Origin of the sequence: Paenibacillus sp. FSL K6-1558, from assembly GCF_038002565.1 — a bacterium.
Taxonomy (GTDB): domain Bacteria; phylum Bacillota; class Bacilli; order Paenibacillales; family Paenibacillaceae; genus Paenibacillus; species Paenibacillus polysaccharolyticus.
Genome location: NZ_JBBOCV010000001.1, coordinates 5,131,353 through 5,153,667, shown reverse-complemented (window position 1 = coordinate 5,153,667; position 22,315 = coordinate 5,131,353). Strand labels below are relative to the sequence as shown.

The 22,315-nt window shown below is 47.8% G+C and carries 16 protein-coding genes; 9 read left to right on the top strand and 7 right to left on the bottom strand.

The genetic code is table 11. From position 1 onward, the window contains the following. Nucleotides 1-84: 84 nt before the first annotated feature. On the bottom strand, nucleotides 85-1,389 hold the full coding sequence (gene rpoN / locus MHI38_RS22200; protein WP_154960567.1) for an RNA polymerase factor sigma-54: 1,305 nt from the start codon (nucleotides 1,387-1,389) through the stop codon (nucleotides 85-87). A gap of 122 nt (nucleotides 1,390-1,511) precedes the next feature. After that, nucleotides 1,512-3,059 carry an L-glutamate gamma-semialdehyde dehydrogenase gene (gene pruA, locus MHI38_RS22195; protein ID WP_341181693.1) on the bottom strand — a complete coding sequence of 516 codons (1,548 nt, stop codon included), beginning with the start codon at nucleotides 3,057-3,059 and terminating at the stop codon, nucleotides 1,512-1,514. Between the two features lie 485 nt (nucleotides 3,060-3,544). Here pruA and MHI38_RS22190 point away from each other — a divergent pair, with 485 nt between their 5' ends. Further along, nucleotides 3,545-4,468 (top strand): proline dehydrogenase family protein, encoded by a 924-nt coding sequence (locus MHI38_RS22190; protein ID WP_090917839.1) that lies wholly within the window; start codon nucleotides 3,545-3,547, stop codon nucleotides 4,466-4,468. Between the two features lie 511 nt (nucleotides 4,469-4,979). Continuing rightward, nucleotides 4,980-6,920 (top strand): sigma-54 interaction domain-containing protein, encoded by a 1,941-nt coding sequence (locus tag MHI38_RS22185; RefSeq protein WP_341181692.1) that lies wholly within the window; start codon nucleotides 4,980-4,982, stop codon nucleotides 6,918-6,920. Between the two features lie 573 nt (nucleotides 6,921-7,493). Here the strand turns inward: MHI38_RS22185 and MHI38_RS22180 are convergent. After that, nucleotides 7,494-9,566 carry an nSTAND1 domain-containing NTPase gene (locus MHI38_RS22180; protein WP_341181691.1) on the bottom strand — a complete coding sequence of 691 codons (2,073 nt, stop codon included), beginning with the start codon at nucleotides 9,564-9,566 and terminating at the stop codon, nucleotides 7,494-7,496. A 302-nt stretch (nucleotides 9,567-9,868) separates the two neighbouring features. Here MHI38_RS22180 and MHI38_RS22175 point away from each other — a divergent pair, with 302 nt between their 5' ends. Next, the gene (locus MHI38_RS22175; protein WP_154960572.1) at nucleotides 9,869-10,156 is read left to right on the top strand and encodes a hypothetical protein; all 288 of its coding nucleotides are present in this window, start codon (nucleotides 9,869-9,871) and stop codon (nucleotides 10,154-10,156) included. Nucleotides 10,157-10,211: 55 nt separating this feature from the next. Here MHI38_RS22175 and MHI38_RS22170 read toward each other — a convergent pair whose 3' ends face one another. After that, on the bottom strand, nucleotides 10,212-11,882 hold the full coding sequence (locus MHI38_RS22170) for a PucR family transcriptional regulator (protein WP_341181690.1): 1,671 nt from the start codon (nucleotides 11,880-11,882) through the stop codon (nucleotides 10,212-10,214). Nucleotides 11,883-12,071: 189 nt separating this feature from the next. On the opposite strand from MHI38_RS22170, the gene ald reads away from it, so the two are divergent. Next, nucleotides 12,072-13,205: an alanine dehydrogenase gene (ald, locus tag MHI38_RS22165; protein WP_154960574.1), complete on the top strand. Its 1,134-nt coding sequence runs from the start codon at nucleotides 12,072-12,074 to the stop codon at nucleotides 13,203-13,205. A gap of 157 nt (nucleotides 13,206-13,362) precedes the next feature. On the opposite strand, the gene MHI38_RS22160 is transcribed toward ald, so the two are convergent. Beyond that, complete coding sequence (locus MHI38_RS22160) at nucleotides 13,363-14,280, bottom strand: RecB family exonuclease (protein ID WP_090917829.1); 918 nt, start codon at nucleotides 14,278-14,280, stop codon at nucleotides 13,363-13,365. Nucleotides 14,281-14,991: 711 nt separating this feature from the next. Here MHI38_RS22160 and MHI38_RS22155 point away from each other — a divergent pair. After that, nucleotides 14,992-15,675, top strand: coding sequence for a serine/threonine protein kinase (locus MHI38_RS22155; protein WP_341181689.1), 684 nt, complete (start codon nucleotides 14,992-14,994; stop codon nucleotides 15,673-15,675). A gap of 147 nt (nucleotides 15,676-15,822) precedes the next feature. Here the strand turns inward: MHI38_RS22155 and MHI38_RS22150 are convergent, their stop codons facing one another. Next, complete coding sequence (locus MHI38_RS22150; RefSeq protein ID WP_341181688.1) at nucleotides 15,823-16,719, bottom strand: helix-turn-helix transcriptional regulator; 897 nt, start codon at nucleotides 16,717-16,719, stop codon at nucleotides 15,823-15,825. A gap of 130 nt (nucleotides 16,720-16,849) precedes the next feature. Between MHI38_RS22150 and MHI38_RS22145 the strand changes: the two genes are divergently transcribed. The 3 genes from MHI38_RS22145 (at nucleotide 16,850) to MHI38_RS22135 (ending at nucleotide 19,524) form a co-directional block, all read left to right on the top strand. Beyond that, the gene (locus tag MHI38_RS22145) at nucleotides 16,850-17,737 is read left to right on the top strand and encodes a sugar phosphate isomerase/epimerase family protein (RefSeq protein ID WP_341181687.1); all 888 of its coding nucleotides are present in this window, start codon (nucleotides 16,850-16,852) and stop codon (nucleotides 17,735-17,737) included. A 151-nt stretch (nucleotides 17,738-17,888) separates the two neighbouring features. Next, nucleotides 17,889-18,956 carry a Gfo/Idh/MocA family protein gene (locus tag MHI38_RS22140; protein WP_341181686.1) on the top strand — a complete coding sequence of 356 codons (1,068 nt, stop codon included), beginning with the start codon at nucleotides 17,889-17,891 and terminating at the stop codon, nucleotides 18,954-18,956. 22 nt (nucleotides 18,957-18,978) lie between these two features. Continuing rightward, nucleotides 18,979-19,524: a GNAT family N-acetyltransferase gene (locus MHI38_RS22135; RefSeq protein WP_341181685.1), complete on the top strand. Its 546-nt coding sequence runs from the start codon at nucleotides 18,979-18,981 to the stop codon at nucleotides 19,522-19,524. A 63-nt stretch (nucleotides 19,525-19,587) separates the two neighbouring features. Here the strand turns inward: MHI38_RS22135 and MHI38_RS22130 are convergent, their stop codons facing one another. Then, nucleotides 19,588-20,907 carry a glycoside hydrolase family 125 protein gene (locus MHI38_RS22130; protein ID WP_341181684.1) on the bottom strand — a complete coding sequence of 440 codons (1,320 nt, stop codon included), beginning with the start codon at nucleotides 20,905-20,907 and terminating at the stop codon, nucleotides 19,588-19,590. A 267-nt stretch (nucleotides 20,908-21,174) separates the two neighbouring features. Between MHI38_RS22130 and MHI38_RS22125 the strand changes: the two genes are divergently transcribed. After that, entirely contained in the window at nucleotides 21,175-22,236 is a 1,062-nt protein-coding gene (locus MHI38_RS22125; RefSeq protein ID WP_341181683.1) for a LacI family DNA-binding transcriptional regulator, read from the top strand. Nucleotides 22,237-22,315: the final 79 nt, after the last annotated feature.

Here is a 22,315-nt window from a genome sequence, read left to right as displayed (position 1 = left end):
GGGCTATTTGAAGTATAATTCGATGCGATAAATTTCAGACTTATAAAGAGTCGTTCAGACTTAACGTGATAAGACGTATACACTTCAAGCCCAGCGTTTTCGTTCCAGGGATGACAGAATTCGAAGCTCCTCCCTGTATTTCGCAACGGTTCTTCGAGAAATGATGATGCCCTCGCCTTCAAGGAGAGCAGATAATTGGCTATCTGAGTACGGCTTGTTTAGTTGCTCGGTTCGAATGATTTCCTTCAGCCGCCGTTTGACAGCCGATGCAGACGTCTGCTCTCCAGACACGGTCGTAATACCGGAATCGAAAAAAGCCTTAACCTCGTAAACCCCATACGGAGTGTATATATATTTTCCGTTCACGGCCCGACTAACTGTTGATTCATGCATCTGTACTTTCTCAGCAATCGCAACCAGATTAAGCGGCACCAGTGCAGCGGGGCCCTCACTTAAAAAGCGCTTTTGCTCTTCCATAATGGCCGTCATCACACGTAACAATGTCCTGCGCCGCTGTTGCACACCGCGTATAACGGCTCTCGCCTCAGCTGCCCGAGTCACCCAGATCTCACCGGGAGACGACTCCTGTATCCAGTTGTTGCAAGCTTCATTTACGGTTACGCGCGGATTGCCTGTTGCAAGCAGCTTGAGCACCATTTCCCCATGAACCATATCCACAGTAGCATCGGGGACGATATAATGTGCACGTTCATTACAGCCTATCGATCGACAAGGCTTAGGGTCAAGACGAGTAATATACTCGTATGCTGCTTGTGCTTCCCGCGAAGTTATACCATACTTGCCTGCTGTCCGCCCGGGATGAAAAGGAACCAACGCCTCCAGCCCTGCCCGCACAATACGCTCGGCATAAGGAATCGCTGCTGGGTCACGCTGAATCTGCAACAGCAAACATTCTTGCAGATTTCGCGCCCCTACACCCGGAGGGTCCAGGGACTGCAACAAATCAATTCCTGCGTTCAGTTCGCTCATGGACAATCCGAGCTCAACCTGTACTTCAGATAGCTCAACCTTCAAGTAACCATCAGCATTCACACATCCAGCCAAATAGACCGCCACTTTCTCCAGCCTATGCGGAATTTTCATCGTGCGAATTTGCGAAGCAAGGATTTGTTCCAGCGTAGGCGCTGTTCCTTTGGCTTGAAGCAGAGGGTCATAGGAAGGATACACCTGCTGATTGTTTCTTCTTGATGGCTTAAAAGAATAAACGGACTGCTCTTCCAGTTCAAGAAGCGGATTATCCGCTGCGACATCCTGCAAATAACGAATCAGTTCCTGACCGGACAAGGTCAGCAAATGAAAGGACTGCTTCATTTCCGGCGTGATGGACAGCCGGAAGCGCTGTTCCTGCACCAACTGAACACCTAACATCCGATGCCCTCCTTATGTCAAGCTGGATACTATTCATTGCAACACTGGGATTTGCAGGAATAATACCATACAGTTCAGCCCTTGTCAGCATGTCAATACATACATGCGGTCTCAAACGTCATTTAATATTTTTCAGACACCAGCTTCGCTTGGGTAAACAGCAACAGATAATCCCTGCCTCCTGCTTTGGAATCGGTACCCGACATATTAAATCCACCAAATGGATGTGTCCCTACCAAAGCTCCCGTACACTTGCGGTTGAAATACAGATTACCTGCGAAATACTCCCGTCTTGCCTGCTCCAGATGTGCCCGGTTGCGCGAGATAACCGCACCTGTCAGACCATAATCTGTATTGTTGGCAATCTCCAGCGCATCCTGGAATGAATCGGCTTTGATGAAAGCCAGGACCGGGCCGAAAATCTCCTCTTGCGAAATCCGGGCATGCGGTTCCACATCCGCAATAATGGTCGGCTCGATGAAAAATCCTGCCGGATCTCCGGTACCTCCCCCATGAACCAGACGTCCCTCCCCTTTGCCAATTTCGATATATTCGGTGATCTTTGCATAAGCCTTATCGTCAATGACAGGGCCCATGTAATTTCCCACTTCAAGCGGACTGCCCATCGTCAGCTTCTTCGTACGCTCCAGCACCTTTTGTAATACTTCATCATATACATCCTTATGGATAATGGCACGGGAGCACGCTGAACATTTTTGTCCCGAGAAACCAAAAGCCGAAGCTGTGATCGACTCGGCTGCCAGTTCCAGATCACTGTCACTGTCAACCACAATGGAATCCTTACCACCCATCTCGGCGATCACACGTTTGATCCACTTCTGACCCGGAGCGGTGCGTGCAGCACGTTCATTGATCCGCAGACCGACATCGCGGGAACCTGTGAAACTGATAAAACGTGTCAGTGCATGATCTACAAGATAATCCCCTACCTCACTGCCTGGCCCTGGCAAGAAGTTGACTACCCCATCTGGCAGACCCACTTCTTCCAGCAATTCTACGAACTTTGCAGCGATGACCGGTGTAGTGCTTGCCGGTTTTAGCACCACCGTGTTGCCTGAAACTAGCGCAGCCGAGGTCATGCCTGCCATAATCGCCAGCGGGAAATTCCACGGCGGAATCACCACACCAACACCAAGCGGAATGTAAGTCAGTTCATTATCTTCACCAGCAATCCGTACAAGTGGCTGCGGCTCACTAAGACGCTGCATTTCCCTTGCATAGAACTCCATAAAATCAATCGCTTCAGCCGTATCTGCATCTGCTTCAGGCCAGGTTTTGCCCGCCTCATAGACCATCCAGGCGGAGAATTCATGCTTGCGGCGGCGCATGATTGCCGCTGCTTTGTAGAGATAACGGGCCCGTTCATTCGGGTCCGTATGTTTCCAGGTATGGAACGTTTCCGCAGCCGTTTGGATGGCCTTCTCGGCCAGCTCCCGATCCGCTTGATGAATCGTTCCAATCACCTGGTCCTTAGCAGCCGGGTTAACGGAGGTTAACGTGCGGTTGCTCGTTATTTTTTTCTCACCGATAATCATCGGATATTCCTGTCCCAGTTCGGATTTCACCTTATGGAGCGCTTCCTCAAAGGCTTCCCGGTTCGCTTGCACCGTAAAAGCTGTAAATGGTTCGTTAACAAAAGGGATATTCATCAATGATTCCTCCTTCAGGATGTGGTTTCTACTCACTTTATAAGTCTCACAAAGATAATTTACACGAGCACTCCGAGGACAGAATAACCTTCCATTCGCTGTTATCCCCAGATTTTTTGGATTCCCTTCTCCTAAGGGAAAAATCCGGTGATAAGCGTATGCTTCCGATGCAGCTTTCTTTCAGAAAGCTTTTAAGCGACCACTTCGCTTTTCCAGGTTTTTTCTGTCCTCTCCGTTATTTGTGTAAAAAAATGTTCAACTTATATCGATCGCTGCTCGGATTCACGCAGCACTTACGTCTCATTCAAATATATGAAGCAAGAAGCGTGCCAACTCCGCTTGAGAATGAAATATTTTTTTGTTTCACGGAGATAAAAATGTTCATAAAAATAATTAGGGTATCAGCAATCGCATTCAACAGATTTTGGCACGATTTTTGCTAGATATGTAAATATACAATCATGAATGTTTAGGGAGGAACCACGATGAGTGTCGGAACGGAACTATATCGCAAAACGTTGTTAACCGTAGCTGGCAATAAAGCCGTAGAGAACCTGTCTCTCAAATACGGCAAAAAGCTGGCTGGCAAGTTCATAGCTGGTAATACGCTGGAAGAGGCGCTGGAAGAAATTCGCGTTTTAAATAGCAAAGGCATTATGGCAACACTGGATCATCTGGGAGAGGGCATCACCCATCTGCGCGAGGCGGCACTTTACAGGGATGAATACGTGAGGTTAGTTGAAGGTATAGCGCATAGCGGTGTGGACTCCAATGTTTCACTGAAACCGACCCAGATGGGGCTGGCACTTGATCCGGAAGAAGGGTACCAGAATATTCGTGCGGTCGCCGCCCGAGCGAAGGAACATGAATTGTTCGTCCGGATTGATATGGAGGACAGTCCGTTCACCCAAGCAACCATTGATATCGTACGTAGACTGCATGCGGAAGGGCTGGATAACTCAGGTACCGTATTGCAGGCTTATCTGCATCGAACGGAAGAGGATACCCGCGATATGATTCGGGAAGGTATTCGGCTGCGTTTGGTCAAAGGAGCGTATAAAGAACCTGCAAGCGTCGCATATCAAAATACGTCCGAGGTCATTCACCAGTTCAAAACGATGATTCGTCATCATCTGGATCAAGGTGTTTATACCGCTGTGGCCTCCCATGATGATCACATCATTAACTGGACGAAACAATACGCGAAGGATCGGGATATCTCTCCTGAAGCCTTTGAATTCCAGATGTTATACGGTCTGCGTATGAGTGAACAGGAGCGTCTGGCACAAGAAGGTTATCGCATCCGTTGTTATGTCCCTTATGGCACGATGTGGTACCCGTACTATACCCGCCGTCTGGCAGAGAAACCTGCGAATCTCTGGATGGTTGTGAAGAACATGTTTCGCTAGAATTGATGTAAGAGATAGCCCTTCACGCCATGCAACCCAGTCATTCTGGAGTGCATGGTTTTTCCTTTTTCCAATGATGCAGCACTGCCAAACTTAAACGTTCACTCTAAACAAGAATATATGTCTAAAAAATAAGAATACACAAAATTTAATGTACAAAATTTTAGACAAATTCTACACTAATAATCTTGTATCTTACCCTCATATCGATCTCCATCTTTACATATTTTCTTATACTTATACATTTTGACAAATAATGAGCGTGATATAAATTGACACAAAAATAAATAAAAAAACCTGAAATAAGTTAAAAACTGTAGCTAAATCAACATTTTTTCATATCTTCAATTAAAGAAAACGTATACATAAAAACTACAAAACGGGTGAGCGTTATTAAAACAAAACAATCGAACAAGAGATGTCAAAAAATATATACACAACTCTGTTGGAGCGATATAATAGTACTAATTCCAATCACTTTAATCCGTATGTTGTAATCGAGGTGATCCTGATGAGACATTTACTACCTACTCTAAAAGAACTGATACGAACAGACATGCACATTTACGATGAATCCTCCGTTCAGGAAAAGCTTCTTCCACGCCCGTATACGGATTCAGATATCAACGTAACTCGACCTGTTTTTGTGCGTTCTGGTACAGGGAGCGCTTATCTCTATTGCTCCTTCCTGGATCAACCAAACTTGCCTGATGAGAAAGGCCTGCCTTCCACATCTTCTGCTAAATCAACAGAACCCGACCCTTTTCCGGTTACCTCATCGTTCTTTGTCCCTGTCCCTTTGATCTCACTTTCTATGGAACTGGCACAAATGATTCCTTTGTTTGCCAAGAACTCTATTCTCATCGTCAAAAATGATCGTGACGAATGGACCGGCTATATCATGGCATCTGATGTCATGAACTCACTTCATCAATCCTACCGACTGATGGAAGCATATCTGGAAACTACGCTTGAGACAGCCGGTTCCGCACTATCTTTAATCGATGAAGAAGCCAAGGTGGCGTACTGGACATCCGGTGCGGAGAATATATTTTCTATTCGCAAAACCGATATTATCGGTCAGCCTGCCGCCAACTTTTTCCCACCCGAAAGACTTCAATCACTCAAAACGTTATACACCGGTGAATCGGTCTACCGCAAACAGCATCAACCCAGGTCTGATCTGTTCGCCCTAATCAATGCCCGCCCTGTCAGGCTGGATGGTCGTATTGTTGGTGCAGTTGCTGCGGAGGTCGATATCACAACTGAAATTCGTCTGCACCAGGAATTATTGCATATGTCCTCCAAAATTCAGCATTTGGAAAAAGCCGTTGCCCGGCTTCATCCTGAGACCGATCCTTTTGCGCGTATCAAAGGTAGCAGTCCAATTATACGGCAATGTCTGGAGACTATTCGCAAGATTAGCACCACCCCTGCTACGGTACTCATTATGGGGGAAAGTGGCACGGGCAAGGAACTCTTCGCAAAAGCCATCCATGATCTTCGTGAACCGGAGACTGCTCCTTTTATCGCGATTAACTGCGGGGCCATTCCCGCTTCATTGTTTGAGAGCGAGTTGTTTGGCTACGAGAAAGGCGCTTTCTCCGGGGCAGACCCTAAGGGGAAAAAGGGGAAAATCGAGCTGGCGGAGGGTGGCACTCTTTTTCTGGATGAGATTGGGGAGATGCCTTTTGAACTGCAAGTCAAGCTGCTTCGTGTGTTGCAGGAACGAAGTTATTTTCCGGTTGGGGGTACCCGCACCAAACAAGCTAACTGCCGAATCATTGCTGCAACCAATCAAGACCTTCCTGCCATGATTACGCGTAATCAATTCCGGGAGGATCTCTACTATCGACTGAATGTTATCAATCTGATTATTCCGCCGCTCCGGCTGCGTAAAGAAGATATCTATGAGCTCACCCAGACTTTTCTGCAAGAATTCTCGCTACTCTACAATCGTCATATTGAAGTGATTCCTCCAGAATTGTTCAAACATTTATTCGAGTACGATTGGCCGGGGAATGTCCGGGAACTGCGCAACGTAATTGAGCGCCTGACGATTCTAACGATGGATGGTGAGATCAAGCCGGAATACTTGCCTGATTCGCTGACATCAGCGAAAGTAAACGTACCTTCTGAGCCGGAACAGACAGTAGCCAACCTCAAGTCTGCGGGAAAAGAAGTAGCCCATGACCCCAATGTGACAGACTCTCAACAAGAGAGTCACGGACATGACCATCTTGCAGGGGTTGCTCGGGAAGCGGCTAACCCAAGTGTTACATTCCCCGAACAAAGTTCGGGCTCCTCTTATCAGCAACAGATGGATGCGTATGAGGCTCGGCTTTTGCTTCAATACCTGAAGGCCGCAGGCGGCAACAAACGAACACTCGCCAAACAACTTGGCATCTCCAGAGCTACACTCTACAACCGTATGAATCGGCTTGGTATATAACCTATAACTCCCGCGATGATTACCGCTTGCTTTTACAGTTGAACATAATGCACGGCTAGCAAACGAAGAACATTCCACCCTTGCCGTTGCAGGCGATAGAATACAGAGAATTTGAGTAAAAATCAGAGAAAGCTCAGCGCCGAGAGCAGAAACCACCAAATAAGGTTTCTGGCGACTCTAACGATCACCACAAGCCTTGTTTGCCCATTTAGGCGTGGTTTCAAAATCTAACGATCTCCAGTGACGCTATTCAGCTAATGTCCTGCTGAAAATGGGATGAAATGGGTAAATTGCTCGAAATAGCGTCCGTACGGATCGTTAGAATTTCAACATGGCGATTTTGGGCAAAATAAGGTTTCTCCTGATCGTTAGAGTTTGCGGGGATGCTACTTATGAACAGCTAGATGAATCAGCTAGAAAAACCCGCAGTTACGGATCTTTCCCGTTTTACTGCGGGTTTATTGTTTATTGGTTGTTGCTTTTCATTTTTGTTTTGGTTTTCATTTTTGCCTTGTTCTTGTTATTTCAACCGATGGCTTCTGCTATTTCTGTGCGACCATCTTTCTTCACCCTTTACAATATTCTCGCTAAACGAATCAGTGCAGTTCTAATATGACGATAAAAAGTAGCCCTGCTCATCGAACACACCTGCGCTGCGGCAGTCGGATTGCCAGCATGGGTCCAGTAAGCCGCATGTAACAGTTTCTGATCCTGGGGAGACACTCCATGTATCCTGCCTTCCAACAGATCCAGAACATATAATTGTAACTGAATGCCGTCCCTCACACCTGTAATTCTGTCTGCGTACTCTTGTAACTCTCCCGGTGAGCGAAGGTGTCCGAGCATTTTACGAACTTCCTGTTCAGACCAAACCCTGTTATTGGATCCCGTTATCTGGGGCTTTATTGCATTAGCCGGGGGGTCTGGATGCAAAAGGGACATCACCCAGGCACCGAATTGTCCGCTACGCAGATCAAGTTCCAGCACATCCGCCTGATCTGCATATCGATCACACGCACGTGTGGACGTTCTCCGCATCTGAAAGCCGATACTCCGCAGAAACAGCTTCAGATGTGGATTGGTCGCAACAAGAATGGCTCTCGCCCCATCTCCCAGGAGCGACAAACGATCCAGTGTCATATATCCGACAAGTTCCTCACGTGTATATCCAGGCACATCATCTCTCGCCGCAGCCAGCAATGCGAAGTGTGTATCACTCTCATCCGGATCATTCTGTAATTCCTCTGGCGTAAAGCACTCTTTCATCTCATTCGGAAAATATTTCAAAAGTAAATCACTGATCTCCCGATGCACCAGCACGGTAATAAACATCGCAATCGTTTCGCCTTTCATATCCCGCTTTATTACAATACCTTCAGGATATCGGAGAGCCAGTTCATCCAGGAAGGGGCCATAGTTCACGGCCTGCCAGGGCTCAACGCTATATTCACACCATTGCCCTAGCAGCTTGTGTAGGGAAGGTAGGTCAGCCTGCTTCATTGGTTCAAGCGGTGAGAATAAAGAATCGCGTGAGACGTCAGCATACTTGCGAAACTGGAGCATAGATTCCTGACAGAGTAACAGCATCTTTCTCGCAATTTGACGCTTCCCAAGTGCACATGCCTGTTCATGGAGTGGTTTCAGCAACTCTGCAATCCGAATCCGCATAGACTGCATACGATGCGGCTCACGTTGCCGGAAATCCCGCATCAAATGTACCCGGGCCATATCGTGCAAGGCCAGACCGTCCGGCGCGGAACGAATGAAAGACATCCGTCTCAGCATGTGATATTCTTCCTGTTTAACGGGTACATTCAGGACCGTGGATAAGAGTTCCTGGTTTGCTGTCTCCAGCAAGGTTAACACCTCCACCATCGGATGCAGACGTGGCGTGGTGAGTTCAAGTAACAGCCGGGCACTGATCATATGTGACAGTTCAGCCCACTCGGCATGAGGAAGATTCCGCTCCTGATCAGCCGCTTCCACTGCAAGAGCAAGTCCCAGCGGATGTCCATCCGTCATTCTAGTAATGACTCCAGCCATACTCGGCTTTAATGAACCTGCGGTTGCAATATACTCCGTAATCTCATCCGCGGTAAAATGTTGCAGCTGCAATTGAACCAGATGCTGATACAGCCGGGGATGCGTTCGCCATGTTGCTGAAAGCTCTGAACGAGATGCAAGTATGATGAGTATCCCACTTAGATGAAGTTTCGCTATGAAAACTTCCATAAACCAGCTCTCGAGCAATGCAAGTTCCTCGTAGTTATCTACTGCAATAACGAGCCGTTTCTCTCTGGGCATGCTTTTCAACAACGATAGCAGAATGTTGCCCTGGCTATTCAACAGCCCAAGTTCCAGTCCCAGTGTTGAACTAAAATAATCCATAAACACGGAGGGCGTTGTGCCACATGCCCGTCCATCCATCCATATAGCGGTTGCTTCCTGCTCTCTAGCGATGGACAGCATTTCTGAAAGTAACGAAGACTTCCCAATACCACCCATACCCGTAACTGAAAATATAGTCATAGGCGCTTCATCATTTTCAAACCACTGCTCCAGGATCATTAGCTCTCTGGCTCGACCAACGAAACGCTTTTCGTCCCTGGCAACCTTCTGCTTTCGAGATTCACTTCCGTTCCCCATATATATCCCCCGTACTAGATACTGGTACTTTTACTGTAGCTTACTTTTATATAAAAATGAGACTATATTGAGACGCGCAATCGCTTCCGAAATGTTAGAATCTTGATAAAAGCCAATTTATAGAAAAAGGCAAATCTGTGCCTCTTCTACATTTATCGAACCACGCCGTTTATGGATATCACAAAACGCAACACTCCGCCAATCACCCTGAGCAAGCCTGCACACACGATTTTACCGACTTGGTTTCATGCTTTCCTTTCGTATCCTACTCCAGCCCGATAATTCAGGAAAGGCGGATTTGTGTGAAAAAACATCTCGACATTTCTCATTTGAGCGGACAACTTGGCATCCATTCCAGTAAGCTTCAGGCATGGTTAAACCTTACCGGTTTAACTGTTGCAGATCCACAAGACAGACGGGAACGAAGGTCTGAGCGTATGACATTTCCATATCGCCTTGTAACACCTACCTCACCACTTCAGGCTCCCTCTTCCCGTGCATTCGAACGCTATCGGAGCCGTTTCTCCAATACAGGGTCCCGTCGCCGGTCTCGTGCCTTACGAGGTATACGACGGATCAACAAGCTGTAAATGAGCAAAAAAACACCTTCTATTCAAGCAATGCCCATATCCAAAAACGTTGCTGTCATGACAATTGTCCATCTCCACCTTCAATCATGGCATTAGCTAACAATGCCATCTCCAAGCACACACGTTTTCCCTGTTGCATATAACCTGGTCCCAGCAGTTCTTCCAGTTTCTCCAGTCGGTTATACAAAGTCTGCCGATGAACGAACAGCTGGGCGGCCGCATCCCTTTTGCACCCGAAATTCGCCAGATAGGCATCCAATGTTTCGACCAATCGCAACTGATGGCTTCGATCATGCTCTATAAGCACACCCAGATGATCGCTCGCAAAGGATTGCAGGAAAGAAAGCGGCATGGCTTTTAACATTTGATATATACCCATACGATCGTAAAAGTGAACATGTTTCATTAATTTGACAGACCTCGCCACTTCAATAACCTGGACCGCTTCCTGAAGGCTATCGTTCAGAAGGGTTAGTTGATTTCGAAGTTTGCCGAAGCCCGCATGAATTTCGACTTGTTTCAGATTCGAGCGAGCGAACCGTTTCATATCCTGAGTGATGCTCTCTAACATTTGGATCAGTGGCTGTTCAGAGACAGTTTGTGTTTCTTCCTTGGCACAACAGAGGTAGATTTGATTATTTTTCAGCATGATGAGGCTGGTTAGATGATTTTTCTTCAGAAGTGAGCGAAGCAATACGAGAATGTCCTGATGATTCGCCTCCATTCGCTCCCGGCCCGTCCCCTTCATGCGATGTTCAATCTGCAATAGACCTCCCGCGAACCAGTATTGTCCCTTCACTAACAAGCGAAGCCCCATACGTGTTCTAGCCTGTTCCTCCTGCTGAATGTGGCCATTCATCAAATCCTGAATCAATTCATTCTGGTTGCGTACCATCTTCTCTTCAAGAAATTGTGAACGAAGCGTAAGCGTAGCTGCAGCTTTGGCTGTGTAATCAAGCAACAGCTTGAGATATTCTACCGTTGCCGACGGGTGCACAATCATACCTATGGCTGAAAATACTTGGCCAAAACAAACCACGGGATAACAGAGCAAAGCCCTCTCCTCATCCATATGAAACCACAGCTCCGTATCGGAGTCGTTCAGATTTAGCCGTTCCACTTCCTGGCTGTACCAGCTATAGATGGCCTGCTCCATGTCTGGAGCGAGTTCTGGCACAAAACTCCCGGCCTCCATCGACGAGATGTATACCACAGGTTTTGCCGCATAGGCATGTAGCAGGTCGAGAACCGCCGACATATCTGTACGCTGCAACGTGCGTTGCTGAAGCTCACGGGAATACGTCTCCAGGCTCTTTAATAGCTGGTGTTGGTGGTTAATAAGTAGAGAATGGATATCTTGCGTAATCTCAACAAAACGCACGGGTTGTTCAAATACGATGAGTGGAAACTGATACTGGTTTGCCAGTTCGATCAACGACTCTGGTATCGCATGTATGCTGGTGCCAAACTCGACACATAATCCAGCTGCATCACGGTTGATCAGCTGCATCAGATAAGCTTCACGCCCTTCTTCAGACTGAAGCCATAGACCCGTGGATAAAATAAGATCATGTGGGCTTACAAAAGGGGACACATTGGTAATTTCCAACACATGAACCCAGCCTACCTGACGTTCCAACCCTTCTCTCCCTGCCGCAAGCCGTGCTTGACTAAATACCGGACGTTGCAGGATATCTCTGACAGTAAAAACACGGTCGTTTCGCAAAGTCGATCCCTCTTAGTGTTATTTTTTCTTACATTATAATCCAAAGACATGTGTCCTGAACAGTCTATTTCGACGAATTGTTGAGTCTTGATCCTAAAAATTAGACATTGTGTAAGGTGCAAAACGACGCATGGAGTCATAAACTTGTAGTATAAGCTAACAACCAAAAAATGGACGAGGTGCATGGCTATGAGAATCGGGATTCCCAAAGAAATCAAAAACAATGAAAATCGTGTAGCGATGACTCCTGCCGGGACAGCTGATTTTGTGACAGCCGGGCATCAGGTCTTTATCGAACAAGGTGCGGGACTTGGCAGTGGGTTTACGGATAAAGAGTATGTTAAAGCTGGCGCCCTGATTGTTGAAGAAGCCGCTCAGGTATGGCAGGATGCCGAGCTCATCCTTAAAGTGAAAGAACCTCTTGCCAGTGAATATGGTTATTTTCGCCCCGGGCTGATTTTGTTCACCTACCTGCACCTCGCCGCAGAGCCGGCTCTCGCCAAAGCACTGGTCGAAAAACAGGTGACTGCCCTTGCGTATGAAACCTTGGAAGTCGGCGGCTCTCTCCCGCTGCTCACACCTATGAGTGAGGTGGCAGGTCGAATGGCTGCGCAGATCGGTGCGCAGCTTCTGGAGAAAACAGAAGGCGGCAAAGGCATTCTGTTATCCGGCGTGCCTGGCGTAAGCCGCGGCAAGGTTGTCATTATTGGCGGCGGTACGGTAGGTACCAATGCGGCCAAAATTGCACTTGGTCTGGGGGCGGATGTCACGATTCTGGATCTGAATCTGAATCGGTTGCGCCAGCTTGACGATATTTTTGGCAATCAGATCCAGACGCTGGTATCCAGCCCTTCCAATATTGCGTCCGCCGTCACCGGGGCGGACCTGCTGATCTGTGCGGTGCTGATTCCAGGCGCCAAAGCGCCAACACTTGTCAGCGAGCAGGTTGTGAAGACCATGGCACCCGGGTCGGTCATTGTGGATGTGGCGATTGATCAAGGCGGGATCGTCGAGACCATTGATCATATCACCACCCACGATGAACCCACCTATGTGAAACATGGTGTCGTGCATTATGCGGTGGCGAACATGCCTGGCGCCGTACCGCGCACGTCCACGGTGGCGCTGACCAATGCCACCATGCCTTATGCGCTGCAACTGGCGAACCATGGTGCAGCCACCGCGATTCGCGGTAGTTCGTCCATTCGCAGCGCGGTGAATGCGCTGAATGGACATATCACGTATGAGGCGGTTGCCCGTGACCTCGGGCACGCCTACGTACCTGCAGGACAGGCGCTGGAAGATGCCGCCGCTGTCCAATAAATCTTCTGGCCGTTCCACCTGGAAGCAAATTGTCCAGCCTGTGGAACGCACACAAGCGCAGTGCCAATGGAGGATTCCTCCGGCCACTGCGCTTCTTTTTTTGACATACAGGACGCATATTAGGATGGATTATAGTACAGGTTACGCTCCAAGTTCATTAAACCACTCGTTCACTGCATACCTCACGAAAGTTGCAATCCCGGCATGCACGGTGCGAAGGCATTGGGGTGAAATAGGACATGTCCTTTGGACGGTTGTAATACTCATCGGCCACACAGGAGCGCATTTCCTCGATGTAGCGCCCTACGTTCTCCTCCACCTTGCGAATGTCCTCTTCGGTTGCAGCAAACTCTTTGTGTTTGCCAGTCAACAGATACTCCACCCGGATTTCAATCTGCTCCAGTGGAACCTGGTAATGCTCTCTTACATAGGAAGCGTATAAAATTAACTGATCGGAGAAGTCATCCTCCTTGCCCGTCTTCCAGTCCACAATGACAATATTGCCGTTGCTGCGTCGGTATAATAAGTCCATTTTCACATACACACGCGTATCATGCAGCTGCATCGTATCCCATTTCTCAATCTCCAGAATCGTTGTACTTGCACGGGACAAATCTTCCCACGTCAGCGTCTGATACAAGTTGCCTACACAGGCTCCTGCGCGTTCTTTAATGGTTGCGACCCGGTCGTTCAGTGTATCATCGCCATAATAAATTTCCGACAACATCGTATGATTTTTCGGATTGAGTCGCCATTGCTCCGGATTCATCGACTCTTTGTATGCCTGATTCAGCAGATCACGTATCGTCTTCTCCAAAAAAACTTCACGTGGCTTCGGTTTTCCCTCTTCTCTGCTTCGTACCGCCGACTCACACATCCGGTGTGCAAGATCACCAAATACCAGATAAAGATTACTCAGTTGCTTCAGACGATACAAGCGTACCTGCATCTCATCCGCTGATTCTGTTTTCCAGCCGTTGTGGGCACCATAATAATGATAATAATATTTGCGCAGGCACTCATCGAACATACTCGCCCGCGACTGCGAATAAGACCACTGCGGGTATTGTGCCATATGATAATCTGCCTTTCTGTATATCGGATCTACTCATACCAATGCTGCGTGCCGTACTGTAGGGACGTATCGTAGGACTGATCTGTAAAACATAACATCCGAACTCACTCTATATATCTACCTTTAGCATACATCTGGCTGAACAATCCTTTTATTGCTCACAGTATAAAGCCCTGGCCGTCATGCCGCAACCCGGCTTCCGTTATTTTCTTGTGTACGCAACCGTTTGAGGAACGATACGTATCGTTTATATAGTTACATCAGGATGAAGAGAAGTGCCGCTCGTCTTCATAAAAAGGAGAGCATCCCAACCATTGCGAGGCGTTAGAATGTAGAGGTTATCTCGTGCGGAGGCAAGAGGTTATGACGCATAGGCGGCAGAATATTGAGGTGAGATTTTTCAGCAAAATTCTCTCTGGCGACGCTAACGATCACCACAGACCTTATTTGTCCATTTTGATGGAGTTTCAAAATCTAACGATCACCAGAGACGCTATTTAGCTAAATTTCAGCTGAAAACGGGATAAAACAGACGAATTTCGCAAAATAGCGTTCCTACGGATCGTTAGAATTTGAACGTGGCTGTTTGGGGCGAAATAAGCTTTCTCGTGATCGTTAGAAAAAGTTGAATTCGAGCACGAACGGTATTAACCTATTACGTAAATAACTACGGAAAATATGTACGGGCATATCCAAAAGGAGGCGCCACCCATGAAGCAGCCGGATTGGTTCCAGGCAGAAGTAGCATTACAACAAATTCAAGTCATCGGAAGCGATCGGAATGAGCTGGTGAATATCATCGGCGAGGCAGCAGGAGTGAACTGCATTGGTATTGGAACGGATGCGGCTGTATTTACGTATGACCAGCTGCCACAGTATGCCTTCAAAGTATATTCGGATCATGCTTTAAATAAATTAAATAATGAAAAACAGGTCTACGCCCAGCTTCAGGGCCTACCTTACTTCCCAACGTATTATGGCAGCGGCCGAAATATACTGGTCATCAGTTACGAACCTGGAGACACTTTACTTGAATGTTTGGAAAAAGGAATTCCCGTCCCCGAGCAGGTCATGCTCGATGTAGACGCAGCGCGAGAAGCGGTTCGTCGCCTTGGACTGAATCCACGCGACATCCATCTCAAAAATGTGCTTCTCCAGAATGGACGCGGCAAAGTGCTCGACGTATCGGAGTATATTCAAGAGGGAGACGATCATCGCTGGGAGCATCTCGTATGGGCCTATCACAACATCTATCCACGTATTAAAGGTACGCCCATCTCCCCACGGATGCTACAAACGATCAAATGGGCATATAATCAGCTGGATCAGGCTAATCTCAAAATGGAAGATCTCTCAAAGAAAGCTAATCGACTGTTCTCCAGATTTCTGAAATAGACCGCACTGCAGCAAGCGATGAATCCAACCCTTCCCCCAACCACCCGGATTTAGCCGATAATGGGCTAGATCAGGGTGGTTTTTGACTTCACATTCCTTTTCTTCAAGCCTTCTCCCCTTTCAACAGTATCTTCCTCCCCTTCCCACTCACCCTTCCTTCATTCCCCGTGCCTGCGAAGGCGTCATGCCCTTGTACTGCTTGAATAATTTTGTAAAATAGTTCGCATTCTCACATCCCACCTGAGCGGCAATTTCCGTAACTGTGAGGTTGCTGCCTTGCAGTAAGCGCTCAGCCTCACTCATTCTGCATCCGTTTACGTATTCTACGAGCGTACGTCCGGTCAGCTTTTTGAACATTTTGCAGAAATGATATACGTTCAACCCCACTTGGCTTGCCGCTTCACCAACCGACAATTTATCCTGGGGATCAGCCTCAATCTGTGCAATCAACTGTTTGAACCGCTCGCGGTTAGGAAAATACACTGCATTCGCTCGATCCCGCAACTGATGCGGCATAAACGTCCGGGCCATCAACGTAAACAACGCATGCAGCTTGGACTTCACTACAAGCTGGTACGCCGGAGGTTGCGCCGCCATCTCTTCCACCGCTTCATTTAATAAAGAATAATACCCGGCACAGGCCGCATTCTCTGCGGCTGGTTTGACCGGAAACCGCACACTGCCTTCCAGATAAGGCGCAACATACTGCTCATGCACTGGATCGCTCGCAAAATCCTGAAATAACGCACGATTGACCACAACCGAGTCATAATGCACATCTCCTTCATCCAACGCGTATCCAACATGCAGGGCACCACCCGGAATGATAATAACCTCTCCAGCCTCAATTTCATAAGGTCGGCTATCAATATGAAATACCGCTCTCCCCTTACGCATAATGATCCATTCAAAGTGCTCATGCCAGTGCAGATATAATATACATTCTTCCGTTTTTTTCGCAGAACAACGATTTTGGAACAACTGAAACGGATGGGATTTATGATCAATTCGCGTGTCTTCATGAAGCGCTTTCAAGTCTAACATGGCTTTCTTCCCCCTCACCACAAAATCCGACTAATAAAGCACAAAATTGTTTAGAGCGTTCCCATAGATCCAAGGCTATAATGAGTGTGTCACGAAGTACTATAAGCCAATATTGGAGTGAATTACAACCATGAATCCATCCATTCGTATCGGAACCCTTGTAGGCGGCCATGATGCCGTTCGGGTCATTCCGCAGATTATGCAACATGGCTTCGAATCCTTTAACCTGACGTTCTGGCAAAGCACGGGCAACCTTGATCTTGCAGAAACCGCCAAGCGTGTCCGCGATATCGTTGACGAACAAGGCATCACCATTTCGGCTGTAAGTGTATTTGGTAATCCGCTCACCGGCACAGGGGATAACGCTGACACCTTGGCAAGCTGGGAGCGAGTCATTGACCACGCACAGCTTTTTGGGGCAGATATCGTTTCCGGCTTTACCGGACGTCTGACCAATCAACCGATTGACGAATCGATTCCACGGTTCAAGGAAGTGTTCGGTGAACTGGCACGACGGGCGGCAGACCGGGGTGTACGCATTGCTTTTGAAAATTGTGATATGGGTGGAACGTGGCAGACCGGCGACTGGAATATCGCTCACAACCCGACCGCTTGGGAACTGATGTTTAATGCCGTTCCTGATGAAAATGTGGGGCTGGAATGGGAACCCTGTCACCAGATGGTCAGCTTGATTGACCCGATTCCACAGCTTCGCAAATGGGCTCCGAAAGTGTTCCATGTCCATGGCAAAGACGCCACCATCGCCTGGGATATTGTCAAAGAACATGGTGTGCATGGACCGAATGAATTTGTCTGGCATCGCACCCCCGGCTTTGGGGACAGCAATTGGGCAGATATCATCACCATTTTACGCCAGAACGGTTACCAGGGCACGATCGACATTGAAGGCTGGCATGATCCGGTGTATCGGGACGAACTTGAGATGACCGGGCAAGTGCATGCATTGAATTACTTAAAACATTGCCGCGGGGGCAGCTTTGTGCCCAATCCGGTGTAAAGACATAACGGCATGAAGACTGAAAGACTCAGTTACTCATATGCCCATAAAATACAAATGCTCGTCACAATCACATGCACTTCTCGCATGGAACAATAACTTATAACATGGATGAATAACATCTATGCATCTATATGAGGGAGTTGAGCACATGACCTACCCTTATCGGGTTATCATCGCAGGTTGCGGGGCAATGGCAAACACTTGGGCGGACTATGCCAAAGAACGACCAGATACGGAAATCGTGGGACTCGTTGATCTCTACGAGGAAGCTGCGTCATCTTTTGCCAAGCGACACAATTTATCCTGTCCAACCTTTACTAATATTGGTGATGCCCTTGAAGCTATCGATGCCAACATCGTATTTGATGTGACCATCCCTTCCAGCCATTATCATATTGCGATGACCGCGCTACAGGCAGGTTGTCACGTCTTTGGCGAAAAACCGCTGGCAGAATCCTTCTCGGACTGTACGGACATTGTGCAAACCGCCCGCAGTACAGGACGTATTCAAGCGGTGATGCAGAATCGCAGGTTCGATCCTCGCATCCGTGCCTATCGGCAGCTCATTTCCAGCGGAACGATTGGACAGCCGGGATATGCAGGAGCGGACTTCTTTATCGGGGCACATTTTGGCGGTTTCCGCGACCTCATGGACAGCCCGCTTTTGCTGGATATGGCGATACATACCTTTGATCAGGCTCGTTATATCCTTGGTGCAGATCCGGTGTCGGTGTACTGTCACGAATTCAACCCTCCAGGTTCCTGGTATAAGGGCAATGCGATGGCGATATGTATTTTCGAGATGTCCGACGGATCTGTGTTCGATTATCGGGGGTCCTGGTGTACCGAGGGCGTGCCTACATCCTGGGAAGCAAACTGGCGTGTGACAGGTGAAAAAGGAACCGCCATCTGGGATGGTCATGACAACATCTATGCTGAAGTGGTCAACACACTCGCACTGGAGGCTGATGGCAAGCCATCTTTCCTCCAGCGCGCTGAACGAATCGAAGCGGAGCTGCCTGTAATGGACAAAACCGGACACCACGGCTGTCTTGAAGAGATGTTTGCTGCACTTGAAGAAAATCGACTGCCCGAAACGGACTGCAGTGACAACCAGTTCAGCATGGCTATGGTGCTCGCCTCCCTTGAAAGCGCACGTACCGGACAAAAGGTACGGATTGCAGATTTATTGAAAACAACAGGTGAGCCATCTTGAATGAGAAAGGAAGTGAGACTTATTGGATAGCGAAAGTGAAATTATTATTTCTCCATTAAATGCGGACTTAGTAGATGATATCCATACGACAAACGATGATTTTACGTTATTCGGTAAAATCATCCCCAGTTTACAAGCTGGACAATGGTCCTATGAAGAAGTTCTTTTTGATGAACCGAAAGAAACGCGTTTTCCGGATGACAACCTGGATTGGGACCAATATATCAACCAGGACGATAAAATGTTGTTTTTAGCGTATATGAATCAGGTTTGTATAGGACAGATTAGAATCATCAAAGATTGGAATCGTTTCTGTTATATTGAAAACATTGCGACGAAAAAAGAGTATAGAGGCAGCGGAGTCGGAAAGCTGCTCTTAAATAAAGCAGAAGAATGGGCAAAACAAAAAAATCTTATTGGAATGTCCCTCGAAGCACAAAATGATAATCTGGGTGCATGCCGATTTTATGTGAAACAGGGCTTCGTACTAGGTGGAGCCGACACACTCAAGCAGTCCTATACCCCTAATATTGATACCACTTTATACTGGTATAAGTTATTCAAGTAACGAAGGCTCCAGCAGCATAAGGAAAACAGCCGTTCCAACATTGGAACGGCTGTTTTTATTCACCTACAAAATACGCTTCTTCATCGCTTTGTACACCAATTGCGTAAACAAACTGTTGGACCATGCAAACCATGGACGCGTATACGTATCCGGATCATCGACATGAAAACCTTCGTGCATATACCCCGTTCCCGCGTCGGTGTTCTCCAGCAAATCAATCATGGCGAGCATCTCCGCGTCATTGTTTGCCGTCAGTCCTTGCATGGATAATGCCATATGCCAGATGTACCCTGGAGGGGTGTGCGGGCTGCCAATGCCTTTGGCCGCTGTTCCTTCATAGTAATACGGATTTTCTTTACTCAAAATAAAACGCCGTGTATTCTGATACACCACATCATCCACGGAAACATATCCGATATACGGAATCGACATCAGTCCTGGTGTGCCCGCATCATCCATTAGACAGACGTTGCCATACCCGTCCGTTTCATAAGCGTAAATCTGACCATACACCGGATGACGGTAGGTACCATACAGGGCAATGCCGTGCCGGATCTCCTCCTCCAGGCGCGCCATACGGCTCACCAGCTGTTCGTCACGGAACACCCATTTTGCAATCTTCCCCATCTGGCTCAGCGTCACCGCGGCGAACATATTGGACGGAATATTGTAGTGAAAATCACAGGCATCGTCGCTTGGGCGAAAGCCCGACCAGATCATGCCCGTATAATTTACTGGCATCCCCATTCCCTCGTTACGCAGTGTATCGTGCGCCGGGCAGTTACGCCGCATGAATCGATACGGGGATTGCTCTATATGCCGCTGTTCCGTTTCCCACAGGTGCACGATCTGCTCCATGACCTTTTTAAAACGTTCATCAAAGATGTCTGTAAGCTCAGTCTCACGCCAGTATGTATAGGCCAGCTTCATGGAGAAACACAACGAATCCAGTTCAAACTTCCGCTCCCATACCCAAGGTGACATTTCTGTCTCATCATTAGCGTCCCAGTGCCACCCATTGGCCGTTTCGTTAAAAGCGTTCGCATAGATGTCTATATCTGCATAGAACGTATGCCGTTTAATCAGCCCTCCGATAATCCGTTGCAACTGCGCGTCATGCTTCGCCAGCGGAACGTAATGGATCACTTGCTCCACCGAATCCCGGAGCCACATAGCGGGGATATCTCCCGTAATCACAAAGGTTGTACCGTCATCTAACAGCTTGGTGGTCGTTTCGAGCGTATTCGGAAAACAATTATGGAACTGAGCCAGCAGCTTCGGTCTGTGCTTCAAATGCTCATCCGCTTCAGCCAAAACATCACGAACAGCTTGGGGTAATTCCAACTCGGGCATCGGAATTTTAGGTAATCTGAACTGATCCATGGGAGTCCTCTCCTTTTTTATAAGTTAGCCCAGCTAAAGAGTTTACATCTGCACTCCAATGACAGAATAACCTTTCAATAGGACTATTGTTATTTTCGTTATTATAATTTATAATAACGTTATCATCCTGTAAGTTTACCTGTTCCATGTAAGCACGTCAATTCACAATTAATCAGTTTCCTATTCAATCGGCTACCCATATGACACAAGTCATTTACCTACTGATAAAATCAGGTTTATCCATCTGTACATAAAAGGAGTAATCATATGTCTCGAAAAGTATCGATCCAGACGCTAGCTGACCAGCTGGGGTTGTCCAAATATGCCGTGTCCCGCGCACTCAGCGGTAAAACCGGTGTCAGCGAATCTACGCGTGCACGGGTTCTGGAACTTGCCCGTGCACTCGGGTATCGCCAGAATATACCCGGCTCGGCGAGCCATACTGCCAATACCAATAAGGCTCATGCAATCGAACCTCCATTTGCCCTAATATGTATGAATCAGCTTAACCGGGGTGAGCCGCACTATTGGCAGCGTGTGCTGTCAGGCATCATCTCTGGCTGTAACGAGCAAGGCTGGCATCACGTCATTGTGTCACCTTCACTGGACTTGCCGGGCAAGGAGATTTCACCTGAAAAAGCCATCGCACCTCATCTCGATTGGACACGCTGTGCCGGAATTATCGTTATGGGCGCTTTTCCCCATACCGTGCTGCAAACGCTGGTACAGACAGGCCACCCCATGATTTTGGTCGATCATCAGGAGCCTTTGCTGAACTGTGATACGATCAGTCATGATAATCTGGAAGCTGGCATTACTGCGGCCAGATATCTCCTGTCGAAGCAATGCAGACGCATCGGTCTGATTACCGATGACGGACGTGCCGCAAGTTTTGCACAGCGTAAGATTGGAATCGAGCTGGCTTTGAATCATTTTCATACCGAGGTAAGGGAAGAAGTGGGCTTTCAAGCTTGGAATGTAGCCTATGAAAACGGAGAATGGGTGAACAAGCTCGCTGACACCATCGAGCGACTTCCTGCTGAAGAACGCCCCGATGCGTGGATTGGGGCGAATGACGATATTGCCTTACAGTGGATGCACAAACTTCAGCAAATGGGGTTATCCGCGCCTAAGAATTGCCTGGTCATCGGAATTGACAATGTGTACACCGCTGCCACCTCATCTCCTCCGCTGACTACGGTACATTTGTGCAAAGAGGAACTTGGGCAACGAGCCGTCGAGGCTTTGAAGCGTCGAATCGAACGCCCAGGTACACCGAAAGAGACGGTCATGTTATCCACCACATTGATTCCAAGAGATTCGGCTTAATGGTCTATCTACGTCAAAAAAAGAGCCTCGCATTCTTAATGTGCAAGGCTCTTTTTTTTATAATACATAATTGAAGATG

Excerpts from the sequence above, each read along its gene's own strand:
- rpoN (WP_154960567.1), bottom strand. The coding sequence starts at position 1,389 with ATGTTAGGTGTTCAGTTGGTGCAGGAACAGCGCTTCCGGCTGTCCATC.
- pruA (WP_341181693.1), bottom strand. The coding sequence starts at position 3,059 with ATGAATATCCCTTTTGTTAACGAACCATTTACAGCTTTTACGGTGCAA.
- MHI38_RS22190 (WP_090917839.1), top strand. The coding sequence starts at position 3,545 with ATGAGTGTCGGAACGGAACTATATCGCAAAACGTTGTTAACCGTAGCT.
- MHI38_RS22185 (WP_341181692.1), top strand. The coding sequence starts at position 4,980 with ATGAGACATTTACTACCTACTCTAAAAGAACTGATACGAACAGACATG.
- MHI38_RS22180 (WP_341181691.1), bottom strand. The coding sequence starts at position 9,566 with ATGGGGAACGGAAGTGAATCTCGAAAGCAGAAGGTTGCCAGGGACGAA.
- ald (WP_154960574.1), top strand. The coding sequence starts at position 12,072 with ATGAGAATCGGGATTCCCAAAGAAATCAAAAACAATGAAAATCGTGTA.
- MHI38_RS22160 (WP_090917829.1), bottom strand. The coding sequence starts at position 14,280 with ATGGCACAATACCCGCAGTGGTCTTATTCGCAGTCGCGGGCGAGTATG.
- MHI38_RS22155 (WP_341181689.1), top strand. The coding sequence starts at position 14,992 with ATGAAGCAGCCGGATTGGTTCCAGGCAGAAGTAGCATTACAACAAATT.
- MHI38_RS22150 (WP_341181688.1), bottom strand. The coding sequence starts at position 16,719 with ATGTTAGACTTGAAAGCGCTTCATGAAGACACGCGAATTGATCATAAA.
- MHI38_RS22145 (WP_341181687.1), top strand. The coding sequence starts at position 16,850 with ATGAATCCATCCATTCGTATCGGAACCCTTGTAGGCGGCCATGATGCC.
- MHI38_RS22140 (WP_341181686.1), top strand. The coding sequence starts at position 17,889 with ATGACCTACCCTTATCGGGTTATCATCGCAGGTTGCGGGGCAATGGCA.
- MHI38_RS22130 (WP_341181684.1), bottom strand. The coding sequence starts at position 20,907 with ATGGATCAGTTCAGATTACCTAAAATTCCGATGCCCGAGTTGGAATTA.
- MHI38_RS22125 (WP_341181683.1), top strand. The coding sequence starts at position 21,175 with ATGTCTCGAAAAGTATCGATCCAGACGCTAGCTGACCAGCTGGGGTTG.